Source organism: Massilia sp. PWRC2 (assembly GCF_049896725.1).
Lineage (GTDB): Bacteria > Pseudomonadota > Gammaproteobacteria > Burkholderiales > Burkholderiaceae_D > JAFCUW01.
The window spans coordinates 33,019-54,214 of record NZ_JAFCUW010000013.1 but is presented as its reverse complement, the minus strand read 5'-3'; the positions used below and the strand labels follow the sequence as shown (position 1 = coordinate 54,214).

General features: G+C 57.0%; 20 protein-coding genes and 2 tRNA genes. 12 read left to right on the top strand and 10 right to left on the bottom strand.

Annotated features, from left to right (window positions below; genetic code table 11):
* The first annotated feature begins 272 nt into the window (after positions 1-272).
* Positions 273-503: an HNH endonuclease domain-containing protein gene (locus tag ACP7BZ_RS21030; RefSeq protein ID WP_426116800.1), complete on the top strand. Its 231-nt coding sequence runs from the start codon at positions 273-275 to the stop codon at positions 501-503.
* Between the two features lie 6 nt (positions 504-509).
* Here ACP7BZ_RS21030 and tnpC read toward each other — a convergent pair whose 3' ends face one another.
* The 6 genes from tnpC to traJ all read right to left on the bottom strand — a co-directional run bounded on the left by tnpC (position 510) and on the right by traJ (position 4,597).
* Complete coding sequence (gene tnpC / locus ACP7BZ_RS21025) at positions 510-2,102, bottom strand: IS66 family transposase (protein ID WP_426116799.1); 1,593 nt, start codon at positions 2,100-2,102, stop codon at positions 510-512.
* Between the two features lie 14 nt (positions 2,103-2,116).
* On the bottom strand, positions 2,117-2,494 hold the full coding sequence (gene tnpB / locus ACP7BZ_RS21020; RefSeq protein ID WP_426116797.1) for an IS66 family insertion sequence element accessory protein TnpB: 378 nt from the start codon (positions 2,492-2,494) through the stop codon (positions 2,117-2,119).
* Positions 2,494-2,805, bottom strand: a complete 312-nt coding sequence (gene tnpA / locus ACP7BZ_RS21015; protein ID WP_426116795.1) for an IS66 family insertion sequence element accessory protein TnpA — start codon at positions 2,803-2,805, stop codon at positions 2,494-2,496. Before tnpA ends, tnpB begins: the two co-directional genes overlap by 1 nt.
* 383 nt (positions 2,806-3,188) lie before the next feature.
* Positions 3,189-3,491: an HNH endonuclease gene (locus tag ACP7BZ_RS21010; RefSeq protein ID WP_426116830.1), complete on the bottom strand. Its 303-nt coding sequence runs from the start codon at positions 3,489-3,491 to the stop codon at positions 3,189-3,191.
* Positions 3,492-3,839: 348 nt separating this feature from the next.
* Positions 3,840-4,115: a hypothetical protein gene (locus tag ACP7BZ_RS21005; RefSeq protein WP_426116793.1), complete on the bottom strand. Its 276-nt coding sequence runs from the start codon at positions 4,113-4,115 to the stop codon at positions 3,840-3,842.
* A gap of 125 nt (positions 4,116-4,240) precedes the next feature.
* Positions 4,241-4,597 (bottom strand): conjugal transfer transcriptional regulator TraJ, encoded by a 357-nt coding sequence (gene traJ, locus ACP7BZ_RS21000; RefSeq protein ID WP_426116791.1) that lies wholly within the window; start codon positions 4,595-4,597, stop codon positions 4,241-4,243.
* A 299-nt stretch (positions 4,598-4,896) separates the two neighbouring features.
* Between traJ and ACP7BZ_RS20995 the strand changes: the two genes are divergently transcribed.
* The 3 genes from ACP7BZ_RS20995 to ACP7BZ_RS20985 all read left to right on the top strand — a co-directional run bounded on the left by ACP7BZ_RS20995 (position 4,897) and on the right by ACP7BZ_RS20985 (position 6,659).
* On the top strand, positions 4,897-5,274 hold the full coding sequence (locus ACP7BZ_RS20995) for a TraK family protein (RefSeq protein WP_426116789.1): 378 nt from the start codon (positions 4,897-4,899) through the stop codon (positions 5,272-5,274).
* Between the two features lie 378 nt (positions 5,275-5,652).
* The gene (locus ACP7BZ_RS20990) at positions 5,653-6,141 is read left to right on the top strand and encodes a WapI family immunity protein (RefSeq protein ID WP_426116787.1); all 489 of its coding nucleotides are present in this window, start codon (positions 5,653-5,655) and stop codon (positions 6,139-6,141) included.
* On the top strand, positions 6,138-6,659 hold the full coding sequence (locus ACP7BZ_RS20985) for a hypothetical protein (RefSeq protein WP_426116785.1): 522 nt from the start codon (positions 6,138-6,140) through the stop codon (positions 6,657-6,659). The genes ACP7BZ_RS20990 and ACP7BZ_RS20985 overlap by 4 nt, the downstream gene beginning before the upstream one ends.
* 184 nt (positions 6,660-6,843) lie before the next feature.
* On the opposite strand, the gene ACP7BZ_RS20980 is transcribed toward ACP7BZ_RS20985, so the two are convergent.
* The 4 genes from ACP7BZ_RS20980 to acs form a co-directional block, all read right to left on the bottom strand.
* A complete protein-coding gene (locus ACP7BZ_RS20980; protein ID WP_426116783.1) occupies positions 6,844-7,470 on the bottom strand; it encodes an Arm DNA-binding domain-containing protein in 627 nt (208 codons plus the stop codon).
* A gap of 15 nt (positions 7,471-7,485) precedes the next feature.
* Positions 7,486-8,769 (bottom strand): tyrosine-type recombinase/integrase, encoded by a 1,284-nt coding sequence (locus ACP7BZ_RS20975; protein WP_426116781.1) that lies wholly within the window; start codon positions 8,767-8,769, stop codon positions 7,486-7,488.
* 220 nt (positions 8,770-8,989) lie between these two features.
* Positions 8,990-9,079, bottom strand: a tRNA-Ser gene (locus ACP7BZ_RS20970).
* A 73-nt stretch (positions 9,080-9,152) separates the two neighbouring features.
* Complete coding sequence (gene acs, locus ACP7BZ_RS20965; RefSeq protein ID WP_426116779.1) at positions 9,153-11,153, bottom strand: acetate--CoA ligase; 2,001 nt, start codon at positions 11,151-11,153, stop codon at positions 9,153-9,155.
* 190 nt (positions 11,154-11,343) lie between these two features.
* On the opposite strand from acs, the gene ACP7BZ_RS20960 reads away from it, so the two are divergent.
* The 8 genes from ACP7BZ_RS20960 to ACP7BZ_RS20925 all read left to right on the top strand — a co-directional run bounded on the left by ACP7BZ_RS20960 (position 11,344) and on the right by ACP7BZ_RS20925 (position 21,098).
* Positions 11,344-11,949: a YqhA family protein gene (locus ACP7BZ_RS20960; RefSeq protein WP_426116777.1), complete on the top strand. Its 606-nt coding sequence runs from the start codon at positions 11,344-11,346 to the stop codon at positions 11,947-11,949.
* A gap of 34 nt (positions 11,950-11,983) precedes the next feature.
* Positions 11,984-13,525, top strand: a complete 1,542-nt coding sequence (locus tag ACP7BZ_RS20955) for a fumarate hydratase (protein ID WP_426116775.1) — start codon at positions 11,984-11,986, stop codon at positions 13,523-13,525.
* Positions 13,526-13,547: 22 nt separating this feature from the next.
* Positions 13,548-14,411, top strand: coding sequence for a glutamate racemase (gene murI, locus ACP7BZ_RS20950; RefSeq protein WP_426116773.1), 864 nt, complete (start codon positions 13,548-13,550; stop codon positions 14,409-14,411).
* 84 nt (positions 14,412-14,495) lie between these two features.
* Positions 14,496-14,571, top strand: a tRNA-His gene (locus tag ACP7BZ_RS20945).
* Positions 14,572-14,676: 105 nt separating this feature from the next.
* Complete coding sequence (locus ACP7BZ_RS20940; RefSeq protein ID WP_426116771.1) at positions 14,677-16,407, top strand: DUF6538 domain-containing protein; 1,731 nt, start codon at positions 14,677-14,679, stop codon at positions 16,405-16,407.
* Positions 16,408-17,254: 847 nt separating this feature from the next.
* Complete coding sequence (locus tag ACP7BZ_RS20935; protein ID WP_426116769.1) at positions 17,255-17,620, top strand: hypothetical protein; 366 nt, start codon at positions 17,255-17,257, stop codon at positions 17,618-17,620.
* Positions 17,621-18,000: 380 nt separating this feature from the next.
* Positions 18,001-18,540 carry an HAD domain-containing protein gene (locus ACP7BZ_RS20930; protein WP_426116767.1) on the top strand — a complete coding sequence of 180 codons (540 nt, stop codon included), beginning with the start codon at positions 18,001-18,003 and terminating at the stop codon, positions 18,538-18,540.
* 533 nt (positions 18,541-19,073) lie between these two features.
* Entirely contained in the window at positions 19,074-21,098 is a 2,025-nt protein-coding gene (locus ACP7BZ_RS20925) for a hybrid sensor histidine kinase/response regulator (RefSeq protein WP_426116765.1), read from the top strand.
* Positions 21,099-21,196 lie beyond the last annotated feature (98 nt).

Genomic DNA, 21,196 nt, shown 5'->3' with positions numbered 1-21,196 from the left:
CATGTATGTTTGTGAATCCTGACGCTTGGCCCCATGCCCCCGGGCCCCACTGCCTGTGCGCCAGCTTGCGTATTCGTTGCTCATCCGGGCCGACCACGAGGTTGACACGCGGATCGCGCGAGGCCGTTGCACACATGCGCGCTAGTGTGGTGAGTCAGTAATTCGTTGAATAAATATGCCGAGAATCGCAGCGATACTGCGTCTCAAATGCTCGCCAGGCCTCGGTCTGTCTGTGCTTTGCTCCTTGTCTCGCAGCGATTTCGACATATTTATTGATCAACGAATTTCTGACTCACCACACTAGCGGAAAGCCGGTATATTGCGTCTGGTCCGATCAGCGCTTGCGCGATGATTACGACATCGATCATTGCTTCCCCTTCGCCGCCTGGCCTTGCGGCGATGCTTGGAACCTGATGCCGGCATCGAAGCCAATCAACATTCAGAAGTCGAATCGCCTAGTCACGGAGAGCGCGCTAAAACGGGCGGGCGTAAGCGGTAACTGAACGACGTTATTGACGCGGCTGGCGTTCGCACATGTCGGAACGCAGCGGATTGCTGACGAACATGGTCTTCCACATGCGCGGCGTGAGTTGCTCGACCAGCGCGGCAGGATGCTGATCGACGCGCTGCAACACATCGACCAAGTAGTAGTACGGGTTGACGTCGTGCAGGCGACATGTCACGAGCAGGCTCTGGACGATGCCGATGTGTTTGGCGCCCACTTCGGTCCAGCTGAACATCCAGTTCTTCCGGCCCAACGGGATCACCCGTAGCGCCCGTTCGAGGTGGTTGGTGTCGATCGGCACATCTGCATCGTCGAGATACACGCACAGGCCGTCGCGGCGCTCGAGGATATAGTTCAGCGCTTTCGTGAACGGGCTGCTTGGCAGGAAACCTTGCGCCTCGATGTACTGGTCGACCCATTTGAAGAAACGTACGGCAACCGGCTTGGCGTGAGCCTGGCGCCAGGCCAGCTTGGCCGCGCCCTGTAGGTCGTGCTGGCCGATATGTTCCTCGGCCGCGTACAGCGCGACGATGTGCGCCAGTGCGTGCTCGGCATGCGCCGGCTCGATGTCCTTCGCTTCGAACACTTCCCGGCGCGCGTGCGCCCAGCACTGGGCATGCGTCAGGCCGACCTGTTTGGCGTAACTGGCGTAGACAGCGTAACCGTCGCTGAGCAGCACGGCGCCGTCCGGTGGCGACAGGCCCAGCATGTCGCGCACGTGCTGGCCCGAACGCCCAGGCGAGTGCGTGAAGCAGATCTCGTCGCGCTCGCCGTAGATCGGCCAGAAGTACGTGGTTTTCATCTTGCCGGGACCGGACCGGCCGGCCTTGATCGGCACCTCGTCCATCGCCTTGACCCGGCTGGTGCGGATCGAGTCGAGCTGGGCATCGTAGATCGGTTCGAGCAGGGCCACCGCCGCCTGCCCCAGTTGCGTCAGCCACGGCCGGCTGACCTTGATACCGGCGTCGACGAGTCGGCGATGCTGGCGGTAAAACGGCAGGTGGTAATCGAACTTGTCGATCAGCAGGCCGACGACGAAGCTGACGTCGGCCCGGCTGCCGTCGATCACGCCGACCGGCGCTGGCGGACATGACAGCACCTGCGTGTCGCGCCGCTTGATCAGCGGGCGCACGTATTTGAGCACGACATAGCTGCCCGGACGCTGCGCCAGCCGATGCGTAACCTTCTCGCCGATTACCTCGTATTCGTCCGGCGCAAGCAGTTCCATCTCCGGGTTGGGCACGGCGATCACCTCCACCGGGACGCGTTTCTCGTCGAAGAACAGGGTCGATTCGTCGGCGCCGTCGAGCGCCGGTTTGCTCTTGCGTTCGTGGCCGGCCACCGTCACTTTTGGGCCTGGCGACGGCGTGCCCGGCACAGCGTCGAAACCGATGCCCAACACGCCTTGGACGCCGTCCGGTTCGAGTCCGCGCTTCTCGGTTTTCTGACCGAAGATCTGGCGCTGGAACCATGCGACCTGGCGCCGCAAATTGACGATCTCGCGCTCCTGTTTCCCCACCAGTTCGGCCAGTTGCGCAGGCGTGCGCGCGGGCGCTGCTGCGGGTGTGGCGAGGATGGTGTCGAGGTCGGCTGGCATGGTTAAATTGTAATTTAAACGCCCGCATTTGTGGCCCCATTTTGCGTGGTCGACATCGGTTTTTGATAGCGCCGCCGGACTATTTTTGGCTCGATTCCTTCGAGCAGAAGTTTCAGGCCGGTCCAGTCCATTTCGCGCGTGCTGACGCTGTTCCAGTGGCTCAACAAGCGACCCTGTTCGAGCCGTTTCGACCATACGCACCAGCCGCTGCGGTCGAAGTAAAGGACCTTGATCTGATTGGCACGGCGATTGATGAATGCGAATAGATGGCCCGACAGCGGATCGAGCTGCATCGTGTGTTTCGCCAGCCCGTACAAGCCGTCGTAGGACAGGCGCATGCTGACCGGCTGGCCATAAACGAAGACACGGATTTGTCCCTCGGGGAAGAACATCAGTGCCTCACGATGTGCAAGACCAGGCCGTGGCCCAGCTCAAGGCGCACTTCCAGCGCAGCACTCGCCGGCACAACCTTCACTGGTGCACGCGGCGGCGCCGGCGGCATCGGACCCACGTCGATGAAGCCGGCGCCCAGCGACGTCGCGACTGCCTTGCCCAGCTTCTTTTGCCAGCTATAAAATGTCGCGTTAGAAACCGCTTCCGCTTCGCAGAACTGCCTGACGGGCAAACCGCTTGCCGCAAACCGCGCCAGCCGCAAACGCCATTCTGCTTCCCTGCTCGATCGCTTGGTAACCATCTTCGTCATGACCCGTCTCCATCGTGTTGAACATGAAGGAGATTTTGCCGATCAGCTCGCTGAACGGATAGGACGCCGCTGGCTTACCGCTTACGGGCGGGCGACATCATCGTCGATTGGTGGGGTGGCGCGCTTCAGTCGAAGGGTGAGAATGCAAGCCAGAGCTTTTTCGTGGAGGCGGTGCAGACCCTGCCCTTGCCGATCGGGAAGCCTGGGACAGTCGACGTTCTCGATGCGGTGAAATTCCATCGCAGCCGGCTCGCTTGGGGTCTGGGATTGCGAGCATGGGAAGCGCCAGTTAAAACGAGTGCCACTGAGTTCGCACATACCGCCGCGAGTAACACTTAACCGCCAAGTCCCATCGATTCACGCCATGCCATTTCTGAAGCTATTTACGCCCGCACAAGTTGTCGCAGTGATCGACAACGCGCGCTAGCCGCCAGCGGGTGCCATCGCCCCGCCGAAACGAGTCGTTGCACCTGGGCCTGATATATATTGGGTTCGGGAGCTTTGTGGGAGCGCCCTTTATGCCGCATTGAGTTACACCATAAGCACGCTGCAACGATGTTGTCGGCGGCATCCGCACCGTGGTCCTGTCGAGCGACCAAATGCTCCGCCGTGCACCGAAGATATCTGGTAAACCGTTTTGGAATTCGGTACTCGCGTGAAAATACTTCGCTATCCTCGTGCCACATTGGTAAGCAACAGTAAAAGCAAAGTTGGTTCTGCTTAATGGCGGCCGACTGCCGGAGTTTGATTCGTTTACTTGGGGTCATAGGATCACTCGTTTTATCAAGCAAATCCCTGAGGCAAGCTAGGCCGCACACAGGCGCCGTCGGTTATCCGAACAGGCGATGCACCGACTTTGTCTGGTGTGGTCAGGATGCTGCAAGTCCTGAGCAACTTGAAGTTACGCGAATTCAACCGCATTGGCAATCGAAATTTTCGCGCGTGTTGGTAGCCATGTCGTCGCCGCGGCTGATCGACAACGCCCGGACCAACTCCGCCTTTGTTAGACCAGAGGATTTCCTCTTCGACGCCCGTTACGCAGTAACGTCAATCCGTTTTCTTGAAAAATACTGATCCCATTCCGGCGAATCAATCTGCAATGTTGCCAGCACTCGCTCATCGTCGGCGCGCAGCATACGCTCGACCAGCTCGCGCTGCGTTACTTCGTAACGGCAAGCCAGCCGCGCCAGCGCCAACGCGGCACCGGTGCTCAGCCACATGCTGACCCGCCGCTGCCCATCACCATGCGTACCCGCGCCGGCTTGGCGAGCGCGATAAGCTGCCTGCCTCTCTGCTGTCGTCTTTGCCATCTTCCCTCCTGCACACTGAAAAGAACCGTCCGTCGTTACAGCATAACGAAGTCATGAGCCATTTTTTTGATATATATCGTATAAATCCAATTATCTTGGACACTCAGTCTCACCCAGCTCCGCCCTCACGACTTCGGCAACACAACCTTCCGTATAACCTCGTGCATCGATTCTTGCGTGTCGGTGATTTTGGATAGCACAGCGCGAATCGTCGACTCACCAAACTTGGCGGTTCGTTCGTCATTTGTAAGCCAAAGCTTGAGCAGGCCGCCGAGGCGGCCTAGATCGCCATTAATCTTCACAAGCTCCTCAATGCGGCGGTTGTCGAGGATGCTTTTGGTCCGGTAGCCCAATCCCACCGCTAGAAGGTAGCTCGATACTGTCTTGCCGGACGCTGCGGCCAGCACCTTGATTTCCTCGCGCTCGTGAGGGAGGCAGTAGACCTTGATCGGTGGCGTGCTCTTTCTCGTTATGTTAATCATCGCTTCTCCTGGCGTATCGGCGGCAGCCGCGTTTTGGCGTTTGAAATTTCGTTGAGCACACAGTGCGAATAAGAAATCGTGAGGGAGGACGACCGCGCAGCGGTAGGCCTACTTCACCTATCTTGCCCGGGATTTCTGCTCGATTTTATGATGGTTCGACCACGTAGCGACTCCGGAAAGGTCATTGAAACCGCCCAAACATGCGTCGGAAACCGCTTGGATGTACGTGGTATGTGTCCGATGATCAGAAAGGACCGGAAACCAATGACGCCAAGGGAAAGACTTCAGGAGCAATAATTATGGATAGCAAATATGTTGAGAATCTCGAAGATTGGATCAAAGCGAAAGGAATGAAGAAGCCCGATGCCAACGTTGCGGCGTTTCTGGCTGTGCGTGACCTCGTGAAAGCACGATTGGACGATGGCTATTCGGCAACGACGATCCATGAATTTTTGCGCGACGGGAAGCACATAGATATTTGCTACGATACCTTTTTGAAATATGTTCATCGCTACGTGCAGCCTGCGCGCAAAACCAAGACGGCCGCGCGTCGATCTCCGCAACTGGGCGCCGCCGCTACCGCGATTGCGAACGCGGACAAAAAACCGTCTGCGACAACTTCAGGCATTCCTGGGTTTAAATTCAACCCGATCCCAGATGTCAAAAATCTGATTTAGGGACAGGATTGGCATGTCAGGTTCACCGCTGTGCTTCACGCATCGGTTACGCAGTAACGCCAAGATACTTTCGTCAATTCCGGCCCCGAGGCAAGTCGAGGCGATTTCTTCGCCGATGTCATATAGCAGGTGAACGACCTCGACTTTGCGATTAGTCGAATCTGTTCCAGCAATGGCAGGAGGCCAACGACATTACATGGGAGTATCATTCGTTACGGCGTAACGAATGATATCGATATTTTTTGCACACCGGAGTATGAACGGCGGCAACGATTCCGGCAGGCGCCCTTTCGCCGAAATGAAAAGAAGCAGGGAGCGACGATTCAGTCGGCCACGATCCGTGGCTTTTCTATATCCAACGTTACGTTCGCCTAGAGCATGAACTTTCAAGAACTCGAACATCTGGGTGAGCCAGACCTTTCCATCTGCGGCCTGCGCCTGTGGATACACGGGCGTCAGTTTCCAGCCGCTACTGACTATTGGGATGGCAACTGGCTCCGCGTGACCGTTTACTGCCTCTATCCTCATTCGGTCGTTCGCATTCAAAATGATCCTTGCATTCGCGTGGATGAGTTGGCGGGACTACTACGCGGCTGCGAGCAAATGCATGCCACATTGAGCGGGAAGGCAGCGCTTCAATGTATGGAACCCTACCTTGCCGTAGAACTTGCGGCTGCGACGAACGGCCACATTGGCGTCAAGCTGTCAATTACGGCAGATAACATGACCGAGACCCATGAGTACGAGGACGAGATTGACCAATCTTACCTTCCCTCGATTATCAGTTCTTGCCAGGCCATTCTCGCCAGATTCCCCCTTTGCGACCCGAAGAGGAAGGATTCGTCAAATGGCCACGGCTCGACATGATAAATAGCATCGAACGCTTCGGTTACTGGGCATTGCAGTGGTCGATGCAGTGGGACCCGTCACTCGCAGATTTGTGCACACTTGCACCTGAACTCATACTCGACAAACGGATTGCCATCACATCATGCGACAGTGGCCCGTTTAGCCCATCGTCGGAAAACCTGATAGCAGGTTGGCAAGTTGAAAATGGCGTGGCGATCAGCAGAAAAATCGCTCAGATTACTGAACTGCCATGGCCTGGGTTCGATGAATGGTATGTGTTTGAAAATGTCCCATGCACGGTGCCCATGCGCAGTTTTGTGAACCGGTACGGTTTTTCTGTCCTCGACGAGAGCGCTGCAGCGCTGTCCTTTTGGGAACAAGTCCAGACAACGAACCCTCTTCACGTTCTCGGCGCGGGAACCCCAAACATGTTTTTTGTAACGCGTGACAGAGCTAGTTTTGAGCAGCTAAGCTCCTTGAGCACGCAGCTTCCCTGCGGTCCTAGTTGGACCCCGCCAAAACCGCAGTCGCTGTGAGTTCAAGCGCTGCAATGAACGATCGCTTCCAGCCGGCACTGCCGCCGCGGCCCGAGCCTAGCGGTTCGTTACGCTGTAACGAACGGACGTAAAGCAATTCGAATCATGCTTGTTCCATAGGCACTAGCCCAGCCCAGTCATCATCGAAACGATCGCCCCCTCCGGCAAGACGGTGCACCACCGGCTAGCCCAAGCGCCGCTGCTTTACGCGTGCGTCAGTCATCGATTCAATCAAATCATCGTCTTCGACACCCAAGTCAAGGCAGCCCCAGACGACCTCAACGCAAACGTCGTGGAGCAACCGAATCAATTCGCCGCAGTGCTCTTTTCGAATCTGTACGACAAGCGCCGATATGTCGTCCCGTGAAACTCCTGCACTAGACATGCGTTCGATTGCTGGGAAAACCGACGCCATGATTTGATCTACTGCAGCCCAACCAACTCGCGATGTGCAGCGTGCCACTCTTGTCTTATCGATGCACAGCGGCAGCAGACGTCGCTCACCGACTCGCGTTGGATAGTGCAACGTCTCGGAGTTGACATCTCCTCGCGGGTCAATGCCCTGATCGAGCAAATGGCGGACCTGGGCACGGTGGCTTCTTGCATGTTCAAGCGACACCTCAGGATACGGCCCGAAAGTCAACCGGCTTTCTTTCCCGTTCGCGTCGATAAATTTCATACGCCATATTTTTGTCCCCGCAGGAGACACTTCTACATACAAACCGCCACCGTCGAATAGCTTGCGCGGCTTTTCTCCGGCTGCCGTCTGGATCAGCTTCTCGTCTGTCAACGGTACACATGTCTTGGCCATGATCGCTTCTCCCTGCTAGGGCCGTTGCCAAACCAGCTCCAGCGACGCAGGCGGGGTGACCTGCGGTGCCCTTCCGCTTTCCACGGCGTCGAGGTAATCCGCCCATGCTTGCATCATCATTTTCCGTTCGTCGAGGAATTTGGCGCGGTCATACGCGCTCGCGACTTTGTCCTTGGGCGCGTGAGCCAGTTGTCGGTCGACCACCTCGTGCCGGTAGCCGAGCCTTTCCTTGATGGTGCTCATCGCCAGTGCGCGGAAACCGTGTCCAGTCATGCGTCCCTTGTATCCCAAGCGCTCCAGTGCAACCAGCAAGGTGTTGTTGCTCATCGGCTTCTTGGGATCGCGCTGGTTGGGGAACAGATACTTGCTATGGCCGGTAATGGTGTGCAGTTCACGCAACAAGCAAAGGGCCTGGCGTGACAGGCAAACGTGGTGATTGGTCGTGTCGGGATTGACCGCCAGTTTGCCTCGCTTCATGCGTTGCCATGGAATGATCCATTCGCCTTTGTCGAGGTCGATTTCGCTCCACGGTGTCTCGATCAGTTCGCTCGTGCGCACAAAGATCAGCATCATCAAACGCAGTGCAATGCGCGTCGACTGAAACATCCGGCCCTCGTTACGCGCTAACGCTCCGAGAAATGCCGGGAGCTCATCCGCATCAATGGCGGCGAAGTGCGAGGCGCGCCGCGTCTTGAGCACATCCTTCATATCCACCACCAGGTTGCGCTCGGTCAGGCCGCACTGGATCGCGTAGCTGAAGATCTGCGAGCAGACCGCCTTGAGACGTTTGGCAATTTCGGTGGCGCCCCGTTCCTCGATCTTGCGCAGCGCGACGATCACGTCACGGTGTTTGATTTCATTGATCGGCATGCTGCCGATCCGGGGAAAGATGTCGGCCTGGAGCCGCTGGATCATGTTCTTGGCCGTGCGCTCGCTCCAGGTGGGCAGCTTGTTGGCGTACCATTCGCGAGCGATTTTTTCGAAGGTGTTGGCGAGCTTGTCGGCCACAAGGCGCTTGTTAGCGTCGCGGTGCTTGGCGGGATCAACGCCTTGCAGCATCAGCCGGCGACTCTCCAGGCGCTTTTCCCGCGCGTCCTGTAGCGTGACTTCAGGATAAGGCCCGAAGGTGAGCCTGTTTTCTTTTCCATCGGCCTGCCGAAACTTCAACCGCCAGATCCGGGAGCCGCTCGGCGCGACTTCAAGGTACATGCCGCCACCATCGAACAGTTTGTATGCCTTTTCCCTGGGCTTGGCATTGCGTACTTGCATCTCGGTCAGCGCAGCGCGGTTCCTGGCCATGATCGCCTCCTTCCAAATAGGGTCAAAACCACTATAGGTCGGGGTCTGGGGGCACGCCACTTTTAATGCTGGGGGCATTGACCTCGGTCATGCCCCCTTTTGTCGCGGATGCAGCCGGACGCCACCGGACGCCAGAGGACAAAAAAGCCGCTGTAGCAGGGGCTAGAGCGGCTTTTTCTGGATGTTCCCGGACTTTCTCGGACATTCCAATTTGAATCTTTGGCGGAGAGAGGGGGATTCGAACCCCCGATAGGTTTAACCCTATACACGCTTTCCAGGCGTGCGACTTCAACCGCTCATCCACCTCTCCTGATGGTCTTCGGATTACAACAATTCGCGAAGCCGCAGATTATAACAAGTTTCCTGACCAGAACCAAACAACTTCAGGATGCTTCCTTCAACTGCTCCAGAATCGCCGGATTCTCCAAGGTCGAGACGTCCTGCGTGATGGTCTCACCCTTCGCCAGCACCCGCAACAGACGCCGCATAATCTTGCCGGAACGGGTCTTCGGCAAGTTGTCACCGAAACGAATCTCCTTCGGCTTGGCAATCGGACCGATTTCTTTCGCTACCCAGTTGCGCAACTCCAGTGCCAGCCGCTTGGCTTCGTCACCGGTCGGCCGCGCCTGCTTGAGGACAACAAACGCGCAAATCGATTCGCCCGTGGTGTCGTCCGGCTTGCCCACCACCGCCGCCTCCGCCACCAGCGGATTGGCCACCAGCGCCGATTCGATTTCCATCGTGCCCATGCGGTGACCAGACACGTTCAACACGTCGTCAATTCGGCCCGTAATGGTGAAATAGCCGGTTTCCTTGTTGCGGATGGCGCCGTCACCGGCAAGGTAATAGGTGCCGCCCAACTCATCCGGGAAATAGCTGGTCTTGAAACGCTCCGGATTGTTCCAGATGGTGCGGATCATCGATGGCCAAGGCTTTTTGACCACCAGGATACCGCCCTGCCCGTTCGGCACATCCACCCCGGCTTCATCGACAATCGCCGTCATGATGCCCGGCAGCGGCAAGGTACACGAGCCCGGCACCATCGGCGTCGCCCCCGGCAATGGGGTGATCATGTGACCACCCGTCTCCGTCTGCCAGAAGGTGTCAACGATCGGGCAACGCTCGTTGCCGACGTTTTTGTAGTACCACATCCACGCTTCCGGATTGATGGGCTCACCCACCGAACCGAGCAGGCGCAGGCTCGACAGGTCGTAGTTTTTCGGATGCACCGTCGGGTCGACATCGGCCGCCTTGATCAGCGAACGGATCGCCGTCGGCGCCGTGTAGAAAATCGATACCTTGTGCTTGGCAATGGTCGACCAGAAGCGGCCTGCATTCGGGTAAGTCGGCACCCCTTCGAACACGATTTCAGTGGCGCCCACTGCCAGCGGACCATAGGCGATATAACTGTGGCCAGTCACCCAGCCGATGTCGGCCGTGCACCAGAACACGTCGTCGGGCTTGATGTCGAAGGTCCATTTCATGGTCAGCGCCGCCCACAGCAGGTAGCCCCCAGTGGCATGCTGCACCCCTTTCGGCGTGCCGGTCGAGCCTGACGTGTACAGAATGAACAGGGGATGCTCGGCATCGACCCATTCAGGCTCGCAGGTGGCCGCCTGCGGCGCCACCAGGTCGTGCAGCCAAATATCGCGCCCGGGCTGGAACGCAATGTTGCCACCGGTGCGCTGATAGACGATGACGTCGCGGATGCTGTCGCACCCCCCCAGCGCCAGCGCTTCGTCAACGATGGCTTTCAGGGGCAGGTGCTTACCGCCGCGCAGCTGTTCGTCGGCCGTAATGACGGCCACGGCGCCCGCATCGATAATGCGCTCCTGCAGCGATTTGGCGGAAAAGCCGCCGAACACCACCGAGTGGGTGGCGCCAATGCGCGCGCAGGCCTGCATGGCGGCCACACCTTCGATCGACATCGACATGTAAATGATGACGCGGTCACCCTTCTTGATGCCGCGTGCTTTGAGGCCATTGGCGAATTTGCAAACGCGCTCGTACAACTCCTGGTAGGTGGCGCGGGTCACGCTGCCATCGTCTGCCTCGAAAATGATGGCGGTCTTGCTGGCATTACCGTTTTGCAGATTGCGGTCGAGGCAGTTGTACGAGGCATTAAGCTTGCCGTCGCCGAACCATTTGTAAAATGGCGCGTCCGATTCATCGAGCGTCTTGGTGAACGGCGTCTGCCAGTCGAGGTGCTCGCGCGCCAGCCGGGCCCAGAAGCCTTCATAGTCAGCCTCCGCTTGGGCACACAAGGCGTCGTAGGCAGCCATGCTGCCGATGGCAGCGCTGGCGGCAAATGCGGCCGGGGGATTGAATACTCGGCTTTCCTGCATCCCGTGGTTGTCTTGCGCGGGCGTGGTGGTTCCGGACATGGTGGTCTCCTGTTAATTTTTTTATAAAGAGTAGCCGCGCTCGCTTACGATGCCCTTACAAGCCACACACAAGCCGCACGCCGCCCCGTTGTGATTGATTCTACCAACTCTGGCCTACTTTGCACCGTCCTCGCCACCCACGCCCTCGGTGTAAAATGACGCCAGTAAATTTCCCATGGAGCTAAACGCAATGTCCAACCCTGAACCCCAGCGCTCCATCAGCCCCATCAGCAAATTCATTTTCGCCAGCCGCTGGCTGCAACTGCCCCTGTATCTCGGCCTGATCCTGGCGCAATGCGTCTACGTCTTCCATTTCTGGGTCGAACTGACCGACCTGGTGGGCGCCGCCATGGGCAACGAAGCGGCCCTGCAGCACATCTTTGCCGCCGTCGCCGTGCCCAACGGCCCGGTGCCCACCAAGCTCAATGAAACCACCATCATGCTGGTGGTGCTGGGGCTGATCGACGTCGTCATGATTTCGAATCTGCTAATCATGGTCATCGTCGGTGGTTACGAAACGTTTGTCTCGCGCATGAATCTGGATGTCCACCCGGACCAGCCCGAATGGCTGTCGCATGTCAACGCGTCGGTGCTGAAGACCAAGCTGGCGATGGCCATCATCGGTATTTCCTCCATTCACCTGCTGAAAACCTTTATCAATGCCGGCGCGTACGACGGCAAAACGTTGATGGCGCAAACCGGCATCCACGTGGTGTTTTTGCTGTCGGCGCTGGCGATTGCCTACACTGACCGCATCATGATTGGCACCCAGAATCAATCGAAGCAGTCGCACTAATCCGCTGTACCCCTGACCCTTTCGCGAGATATTCATGACCATCATCCAACAAGCCGATTTGATCGAATCGGTCGCCGCCGCCCTCCAGTACATCAGCTACTACCACCCGGCCGACTACATCGCCCACCTGGCGCGTGCCTACGAGGCCGAGCAGAGTCCGGCGGCCAAGGACGCCATTGCCCAGATTCTGACCAATTCACGCATGTGCGCCGAGGGCAAGCGGCCGATTTGCCAGGACACCGGCATCGTCAACGTGTTCCTGAAAATCGGCATGGGTGTGCGCTTCGAAGGGTTTACTGGCACCGTCACCGATGCCGTCAATGAAGGCGTGCGCCGCGCCTACAATTTCGACGACAACAAGCTGCGCGCGTCGATCGTCGCCGATCCCCAGTTCGAGCGCAAAAACACCAAGGACAACACGCCCGCCGTGGTCCACATGGAACTGGTCGAAGGCGACAGCGTCGACGTTAAGGTGGCGGCCAAGGGCGGCGGCTCGGAAAACAAATCGAAGTTTGTCATGTTGAATCCCTCCGATTCGCTGGTCGACTGGGTCATGAAAACCGTGCCGACCATGGGCGCCGGCTGGTGCCCGCCGGGCATGCTGGGCATCGGCATCGGCGGTACGGCAGAAAAAGCCATGTTGATGGCCAAGGAAGTGTTGATGGAAGACATCGACATGTATGACCTGAAACTGCGCGGCCCGAAAAACAAGACGGAAGAACTGCGCATCGAACTGTGTGACAAGATCAATGCGCTGGGCATCGGCGCCCAGGGCCTGGGTGGTTTAACCACCGTGCTCGACGTCAAGATTATGATGCATCCCACCCATGCGGCCTCAAAGCCGGTGGCGATGATCCCCAACTGCGCCGCCACCCGCCACGCCCACTTCGTGCTGGATGGCTCGGGCGCCGCCTACATCGAACCGCCTTCGCTGTCGAGCTGGCCGGAAGTGCACTGGACGCCGGACACGGAAAAATCGCGTCGCGTCGACCTCAATACCTTGACCCGCGAAGAAGTGGCGGCGTGGACCCCGGGCCAGACCCTGCTGCTCAACGGCAAAATGCTGACGGGCCGCGACGCCGCCCACAAGCGCATCCAGGACATGCTGGCCAAGGGCGAGCCACTGCCGGTCGATTTCACCAACCGCGTCATTTATTACGTCGGCCCGGTCGATCCGGTGCGCGACGAAGCGGTCGGTCCGGCTGGTCCGACCACCGCCACCCGCATGGACAAGTTCACCGACATGATGCTGGAAAAAACCGGCCTGATCGCCATGATCGGCAAGGCCGAACGGGGCCCTGCCGCCATTGAATCAATCCAGAAGCACCAGTCGGCTTACCTGATGGCGGTCGGCGGCGCCGCTTACCTGGTGTCGAAAGCAATCAAGAGCGCCAGGGTGCTCGGCTTTGCCGACATGGGCATGGAAGCGATCTATGAATTCGATGTCGTCGACATGCCCGTGACGGTCGCGGTCGACTCCAAGGGGACTTCGGTGCACAACACGGGGCCGAAGGAATGGGCCGCGAAGATTGAACAGCTCAGCAGCGTCAGCAAAATCCCCGTCAGCGTGATCTGACGCGCGCTAGCTGCAGGTGGCGATGATGACGATGCAAGCCCATTCCATCACGGCGGCTGTGACGGCGCCCATCGGCCTGTTCGATTCCGGCGTCGGTGGCCTGTCCGTGCTGCGCCACATCCACGCGCTGCTGCCTGCCGAGGCGCTGCTGTATTTTGCTGATGCAGCCTATGCGCCGTACGGTGAAAAGAGCGAAGCGGTGCTGACGGCGCGCGCGCTGGCGATTGCCGCCTTCCTCATCGAACGGGGCGCCAAGGCGCTGGTGGTGGCCTGCAACACCGCCACCGGCGCCGCCATCGCCGCCCTGCGCGCGGCTTACCCCAGCATGCCCATCGTCGGCGTTGAACCGGGTCTCAAACCGGGCGCCGCCGCCAGCCGCAACGGTACGGTGGCGGTGATGGCCACTGAAGCGGCGCTGGTGGCCGCCAAGTTCCAGCTGCTGCATGGGCAATTGAGCCAGACCAGCGGCGCCCGCTTCATCCTGCGCGGTTGCCCGGGCCTGGCTGACCAGATCGAACTGGGCCAGCTCGACTCGGCGGCCACGGCAGACATGCTGCGCCATTATATTTTGCCGCTGCTCGCACAGGGTGCCGATACCCTGGTGCTCGGGTGTACCCACTATCCGCTGGTCAAGCCCGCCATCGAACGCATCCTCGCCGAAGCGGGCGCCGCCCACGTAATACTGGTCGACACAGGCGACGCCGTGGCGCGCCAGCTGGGCCGCCTGCTGACGGCGGCGCAACTGCTGGCACCGCAAGCTGCTGCTGCGGGCGCCGTGCGCGGCTACACCAGTGGCGCCGCGCCGCAGCTGGCGACGGCCTTCAGTGCCCTGCTGGGCCTGCAAGTGGTGGTCGACGCGGTGCTATTGCCGACGCCTTCCCCATGATTGCAATTAGATTTGCCAGGTTCGCCAGTTGTTTGTATAATCTCGCTCTGTCTTGAAAGCATCCAAGATAAACGTAAGACAGTGGTGGCTGTAGCTCAGTTGGTAGAGTCCAGGATTGTGATTCCTGTTGTCGTGGGTTCGAGCCCCATCAGCCACCCCATTTCTTTCTAACCCCTTGATTTCATTGAAATGCAAGGCGGCATATAAGATAAATAAGCGTAGTTGCTACACAGCCTGTTACACAACAACAGACTGGAGCAATAACGTGAAATCCACATCAGAACATCTCTTCTCCCGCGGAAAAACTGGCAATTTCTATATCCGCCGCCGCATCCCCATAGCAATTTTGTCGGCTTACCCTGCTGGTAAGGCCGAAATCATTCGAAGTCTGCGCACTTCAGACAAAGCGGAAGCAACCAAACGGCTTCGACTTGAACAGGTTCGCATCGACGCCGAGTTTGCTGCACACTCTGCCTCCCTGAAAGAGCGCAAGGAAGCATTAAAGCTATCCCATGTTAAATCGTTGACCGACGAGCAGATTTGCGGCCTTGCGAAGTACTGGTCTCACCGAGTCCTGCTACGCGACGCCGAGGTCCGGCAGAATGGGATGGACGAAGACGAGTTCGATGAACATGGGAAGGTTCTCTCACAGCAACGCGCTGAGCTCGGGAAATTACTTGCGCGTGGTCACGTCAAACCGATTTTGCCTGCGATGCTCGGGTTCATGCACCTTTGCGGTTTCGATGCCGAGCTGAGCGGTGAAGCAGCGCAAAAGGCTGGCTACATATTCCTCGAATCCGTCGTGAAGACCCTGGACCTTCAGCAGTCACGGCAAGCCGGGAACGCCATTAGCACCGACCTTGTCGCCCCCGAGGTCCCACACCCAGCAAAAATCGGAATCGAATCCTCGACTGCTTCCGGATGGGACGAAGTGTTCAAGTCCTGGCAGGATTACGTAAACGACCGGCCCAAATCCACTGTTATAGGCTACCAGACGCCATGGGGACAACTGAAGATGTTTGCTGCCGACCTCAACTTGAAAGGCCCTGCCGAACTGACTACAAAGCACATCTCTGAATTCGTAAGCGCCATGAAAAAGGCGAGGCTTGAAGTGAAGACAATTAACGGCCGCATCGGCAAACTAAAGGAGATTTTTAGAATCGCCGTTGGCAAAGAGCTACTCTTAACCAATCCTGTTGAGAATACGTTGGGATTCAAGGAGTCCAAAAAGGAAAAAGGCGAAAAAAAGCGTCTAGCATTCACACCGCAGGATATCGAGGTACTTTTCGGCTCATCAGTGTTTACTCAACATCTGCGCTCATCCGGCCAGGCGAGTGAGGCTTCATATTGGATTCCTCTCATGATGTTTTACACAGGAGCCCGCCCCGAAGAAATTGCAGGACTTGAGCTTTCCGATATTCAACACGACGAAAAGCTCGGCTGGCGATTCGTCATCACCGATTTAGTAGACGGTGATGACTGTCTATTCGATGACGAATTGAGCCGCGACAAAGATACGTGCGAAAGACGATTACTTAAAAATAACTCCTCCCGCCGTCATATTCCGATTGCCAACGAATTGATAGAGCTTGGCCTTCTCCGATACGTCGAATGGGTACGCGGTCAAGATTCGACGCGCATGTTCCCCACCTTGTCGAAGGACTTCCATGGAAAATTGGGCGGCGCTTTCTCCAAGTGGTTCGGGCGCTACAAGACCGAGCTTGGTTTTACCTCACCAAAAAAAGTCCTATATTCACTCAGACACAACATGAAGGACCTCTTGGAAGCGGCGAAAATACCGACCAAGCCCTTGAAACGGATACTTGGTCATGCCAGCGGAGACGGCACCATCACAGATGGTTATGGCTCAGGCATTCCATTCAACGTGATACATGAAGAATTCAGCAAGATTATTTTTCCAGCGATTCCCGCTCTTGCTTGGCAGCCCGGCGTAGGATATTGGAGAAAAGAGAAAGTCAACGCGTCATCGAAATAAGCGTTGCGTCGCATTGTAGCCAAAGTCGAATAAGAAATTAGTTCTTTGCCAACACTGTATGAGTCAATCGAAACGCCCTTCGGGGCGTTATCTTTTGATGTAGATATACGGGTTGAACAAGTTGCAAAATTGCAATCTCTGGCTGAAGCAGTTCGCGAAAATGAAATCAACGACCCAATGCTATCGCTTGTACAGCTCTTGCAGCAATGCGGGGGAGGTATGCCGCCGAGCTCTGATAGTGATTCCTTGGCCCTCTTCGGAGGGCATTTTTGATATTCGGTTACCCACAATCATTGGCAGACTTTCACATCGACCAGGCCGAAGCGAAATCCGTTTCATAGCCACAGCCCTCCTAATCCCCTGACACACAGCTTAGTTTAGTATAGCAAATTGTTATATTGACAATTTTTACTACGACCTATAAGCTGGAACTTGGACGAGCGCCAGTAAGCCTACTATAAAATCGAGTAGTGGTTCAAATGACAAAATCGCGCCTTCGAGGTACTTCAGCCTTCCCGCATGCGACCGGTGCACTTCACCATTTCACGCGCTGGAGCTGAAACCGCCAGCAAGACAAATCATGTGACTGCTCGCGGCCCGGAGGCTTATCTGGAGGGCTAATGTGGTGTTCAATATGGGGGGCGCTCGTGGCGGATTATCGAGCCGCTCTACTTATTGTTGAGCCGCTTGACTGTGCAGTGCACGCAGTAATTACGCCACGCTTGGACCCGCAGAGAATGCGCTAGGGAACATTGGTATATCAAACATTCCCTCCGACATCTACCAGGTCGGAGGTTGTAACTACCTGAGCGCACACGCTGTTTGCATAAAAATGATTGGTGAAAGAATGAGCGACGACTTCACAGTCCCGGACGATTTCCCACTCCCTCAACATCTCGGAGCAGTGCCTGGTGCCCAGCTAAAGTTCCTGGCGGTCGAATACCAAGGCCGCTACTACAGCCCGGGTTGCGCGCCACCTGAACTTCATGAACGCTGGCAGCATTGCATGCAGTACGTGCCCCAATTCGTGTCGAGCTGTATTGAAACCAAAAGGGGGAAGCGCAAGGACATGCCGGAGGCCGACATACTCGACCAGTACCTGGTGCGCCTAATTGAGACGACATGGGTCAGCGCCGACGAGGCCAGGTGGGTGATGCGCGAGACCGCGAAGATGTTGGGCTGGCCGATTCCGGAGGCTACGCTTGACGACTGACGAATTCGAACCGTTTCGGGGGCTGCCGCTCACGCGCGCGCAGGACACGGAGATACGCGCATACATCGCGCGCCACCAAGCCAATGGTGATGCCTGGGACACGATTGGATTCGCCGGTCGTGGTTGTACCGGGCCAGCCACGCGGCGTTCGCTAAGCGGACTACACATATGCGCCCAATAGTCTTCGCCGACATGGAAAGTGCACCCTCCCGCCCGTTGCGTTTGGGTTACCTGCAAGGCCCCAGGTTCCTGTTGCTTTTGAAAAGGATGCCGTGTTGCGCTTGGACCAAAGGTCGTCAGCAGGAAAAGGGCGCACCTGACGAGTACTGTGTTGCTTCTGAAAAAACCGCCGAACTATTTCTTCAAGAGGCGCTATGCCCATGACATCCGCTAACTCGATACGCCCGCTTTTGCTATTGGATTTCGACGACGTCATTGTGCTCGACGCGCGGTACATCAGTTACCAGGTGCGGGAGTGCTTTCGCCGAGGCGAAATGGACTGGCATGAGCTTTGGGCAGGGCTGGTCGACGTCACGGCCGCGCGAAACCTTCGTGCGCTGCATGATGAGTTTGCACCCATCTATGTCATCAGCTCCAGCTGGGCTTCGTTCCTGGACCGCATGCAAATTTGCGAGGTTCTCCGACGAACTGGCATTGAACTTGTCGCTGAAAATCTGCATGCAGAATGGCGCACCCCGCGCGAGGATGGCTCATATCGACTGACGGAAATCGACGGATGGCTCGACAAGCACGCGCTCGGCAATCGGCTGCCGTACGTCATCTTGGACGACCAGTTGAGCGGCCAATCGTTGCCAGGCTCACACCTCGAAGAACGAACAGTCCTTTGCGATGCCTGGATTGGTTTCACGCATCCGAAACTGCGGTCGGCTCAGAAAATCCTGCGCGGCCAACTGCGCTGAACGGCTTCGACGCTCCCATTGCGCCGGGCCGGACAAACCGTCGCGGGATGTCAGTTGGGTGCCGCTATTCCCAGTCCAGAGGATACGCTTCGCGCATCCGGGCCATGGCCGCGATATCACCCGAGCCTTTGAGCAATGTCAGTGGGCACTAGCACCGCCCATCGACCGAAAGTACCTCGTAAACTTCCGATTTCAAGGTTCAACCCATGCCACTCGGCCATTGCTGCGGCAATATAATCCCAGTGGCGCTCGTTCACGCCGCGCCAGCACGGAAGCTAACTTCAGCCGGACACTATTCTTCTGGGCTGTGAACGTCAGCAGTCAACGCCACTGCATCCCTATGACGTTCAGTAATTCCCATAGCTAAAAGTTTGCGGATAGCTCTCATTCCCACACAAGTCTGTAAAGTACGGCGATGTTCTCAGAGATGGTCGATAATTACGGTGAGGATAAAGAGTTCTTTTTTCTGGACAATTTTCCGTGAAACTTTTCCAGAAAAATATTTTCGTTTCGCCTCGAGGGACATTGTTCGTATGAGTACACCCAAAGTTCAAGCACTTCCTTTTCTGTCTGAAGGCGGGGCAACCGGGGCATTAATGCGCACCCAAGACTGGTCGCAGTCGCCGCTTGGGCCTCCTGCCCTCTGGCCGCATTCATTGCGCTCCATAGTCGGTGTAATGCTCAACTCGAAGTTCCCCATGTTTCTGGCCTGGGGACAAGAACTGGGATTTCTTTACAACGATGCGTACTCGGAAATTTTAGGCGACAAACATCCACAAGCGCTCGGATGTCGTTTCCGCAAAATTTGGTCTGAAATTTGGGACGACATCGAGCCAAGCGTTGAGCAAGCCCTACGAGGACAAGCTTCCTATTATGACAACCTGCCCTTGACCATACACCGAAAAGGATACGACGAACAAACCTGGTTCACTTTTTCATACTCCCCAGTACGGGACGAATCCGACCAGGTGATTGGCATGTTCTGTGCCTGTACGGAAACGACTGAACAAGTGCTGGCTGAACGTCACCGTGACCAAGAACTCGAGCGTTTGCAGCTCCTCTTCCAGCAGGCGCCGGGTTTCATCGCCGTTCTACGCGAACCTTCTCACACCTTCTATATTGCTAACGACGCCTATTGCCGCCTTGTTGGTCACCGTGACCTTATTGGCAAAAATATACGCGAGGCGCTACCCGAGTTGGAGGGGCAGGGCTTCTTTGAGCAACTGGACAAGGTTTACGAAACTGGGCGGCCATTTTTCGGCAATGAGCTTAAGGCGACGCTACGACGCCAGCCAGACGGAGTACTCGAGGAGCGCTTTGTCAATTTCATATTTCAACCGACTTTCGACCATCACGGGAACGTCATAGGCATTTTTGTCGAAGGCAGCGATGTTACCGAGTCAATTCAGGTCCGTCAGGCGCTGCAAAAAAGTGAAACCGACCTGAAAGCCGCAAACCGTCGCAAGGATGAATTCCTTGCCATGCTGGCGCATGAGCTGCGTAACCCGCTCGCACCCATCGCCACCGCGGCCGCGCTGCTCAAACTGGGTGCTCCTGACGAAAGCCGCGTACGAAAGGCAAGTGAGGTTATTACCCGACAGGTTGACCACATGACTGAGCTGGTCGACGACTTGCTAGACGTCTCCCGTGTCACGCGTGGCCTCGTGACACTTCAGGAAGAAACGATAGACATCATTAACCTCCTCGCGGACGCCGCCGAGCAGGTCGGTTCACTAATAGAGGCGCGGCACCAGCACTTCACCGTGCAGGTCGCGGATGAGCAGCTATTTGTACGAGGGGACCGCACCCGCCTGATTCAAGTCTTTTCGAATATCCTCAACAATGCGGCTAAATATACGCCTTCACACGGAAACGTTAAGCTAACCATCGTTGCCGCCGGCAAGAGTGTAACTATCACCGTGGAGGACGACGGCATTGGTATATCACCGACCTTGCTTCCCAATATTTTTGAACTATTTACGCAGGCCGAGCGGTCGCCAGACCGTTCCCAAGGCGGCCTAGGACTTGGTCTTGCGCTCGCAAGGAGCTTGCTTGAACTGCAGGGCGGAAGTGTCACAGCCGGCAGCGCCGGACTTGGAAAAGGAAGCCGATTTATTGTATCGCTCCCACGCGTGATACCAGCCAAGTGCCATGTGGAACATCGCGCCGAGAACGCTGCAATCACAGGTCCTGTCATGAGGCGAGTTCTGATTGTTGATGACAACAGGGACGCCGCGGAAATGCTCCAACTATTACTGGAAGCAGAGGGGCATGAGGTCTTCGTTGCATATAGCGCGGATGACGCCCTTACAATTGCGCGCAGAGCGGCACCTGACATCTTGTTCCTTGATATCGGCCTTCCCGACATGGATGGCTATGACTTGGCACAGCGGCTTCGTACGCTTCCGGAAACGGCGCGCTCATCGCTTGTGGCGGTGACAGGATATGGACAGCCTCAGGACAAAAAACGTGCACTGGATGCTGGTTTCGACCACCATTTAGTTAAGCCAGCAAAAGTTGCCGATGTGCTCGGCCTGCTTTCAAAGAATGAAAGTTAGGGAGGTCGCGTTTGACATGGGGGCGGCGCGTTCCCGATGACACAACATCAGAATGACTCCGATACCCTGCGCTGAGCTAAGAGCTATACCTCGCAGAG

Excerpts from the sequence above, each read along its gene's own strand:
- ACP7BZ_RS20930 (WP_426116767.1), top strand. The coding sequence starts at position 18,001 with ATGACATCCGCTAACTCGATACGCCCGCTTTTGCTATTGGATTTCGAC.
- ACP7BZ_RS20980 (WP_426116783.1), bottom strand. The coding sequence starts at position 7,470 with ATGGCCAAGACATGTGTACCGTTGACAGACGAGAAGCTGATCCAGACG.
- ACP7BZ_RS20990 (WP_426116787.1), top strand. The coding sequence starts at position 5,653 with ATGAACTTTCAAGAACTCGAACATCTGGGTGAGCCAGACCTTTCCATC.
- acs (WP_426116779.1), bottom strand. The coding sequence starts at position 11,153 with ATGTCCGGAACCACCACGCCCGCGCAAGACAACCACGGGATGCAGGAA.
- tnpC (WP_426116799.1), bottom strand. The coding sequence starts at position 2,102 with ATGCCAGCCGACCTCGACACCATCCTCGCCACACCCGCAGCAGCGCCC.
- ACP7BZ_RS20985 (WP_426116785.1), top strand. The coding sequence starts at position 6,138 with ATGATAAATAGCATCGAACGCTTCGGTTACTGGGCATTGCAGTGGTCG.
- ACP7BZ_RS21005 (WP_426116793.1), bottom strand. The coding sequence starts at position 4,115 with ATGGCAAAGACGACAGCAGAGAGGCAGGCAGCTTATCGCGCTCGCCAA.
- murI (WP_426116773.1), top strand. The coding sequence starts at position 13,548 with ATGATGACGATGCAAGCCCATTCCATCACGGCGGCTGTGACGGCGCCC.
- ACP7BZ_RS21010 (WP_426116830.1), bottom strand. The coding sequence starts at position 3,491 with ATGTGGCACGAGGATAGCGAAGTATTTTCACGCGAGTACCGAATTCCA.
- traJ (WP_426116791.1), bottom strand. The coding sequence starts at position 4,597 with ATGATTAACATAACGAGAAAGAGCACGCCACCGATCAAGGTCTACTGC.
- ACP7BZ_RS20995 (WP_426116789.1), top strand. The coding sequence starts at position 4,897 with ATGGATAGCAAATATGTTGAGAATCTCGAAGATTGGATCAAAGCGAAA.
- tnpA (WP_426116795.1), bottom strand. The coding sequence starts at position 2,805 with ATGACGAAGATGGTTACCAAGCGATCGAGCAGGGAAGCAGAATGGCGT.
- tnpB (WP_426116797.1), bottom strand. The coding sequence starts at position 2,494 with ATGTTCTTCCCCGAGGGACAAATCCGTGTCTTCGTTTATGGCCAGCCG.
- ACP7BZ_RS20925 (WP_426116765.1), top strand. The coding sequence starts at position 19,074 with ATGAGTACACCCAAAGTTCAAGCACTTCCTTTTCTGTCTGAAGGCGGG.
- ACP7BZ_RS20935 (WP_426116769.1), top strand. The coding sequence starts at position 17,255 with ATGAGCGACGACTTCACAGTCCCGGACGATTTCCCACTCCCTCAACAT.
- ACP7BZ_RS20955 (WP_426116775.1), top strand. The coding sequence starts at position 11,984 with ATGACCATCATCCAACAAGCCGATTTGATCGAATCGGTCGCCGCCGCC.
- ACP7BZ_RS20975 (WP_426116781.1), bottom strand. The coding sequence starts at position 8,769 with ATGGCCAGGAACCGCGCTGCGCTGACCGAGATGCAAGTACGCAATGCC.
- ACP7BZ_RS20960 (WP_426116777.1), top strand. The coding sequence starts at position 11,344 with ATGTCCAACCCTGAACCCCAGCGCTCCATCAGCCCCATCAGCAAATTC.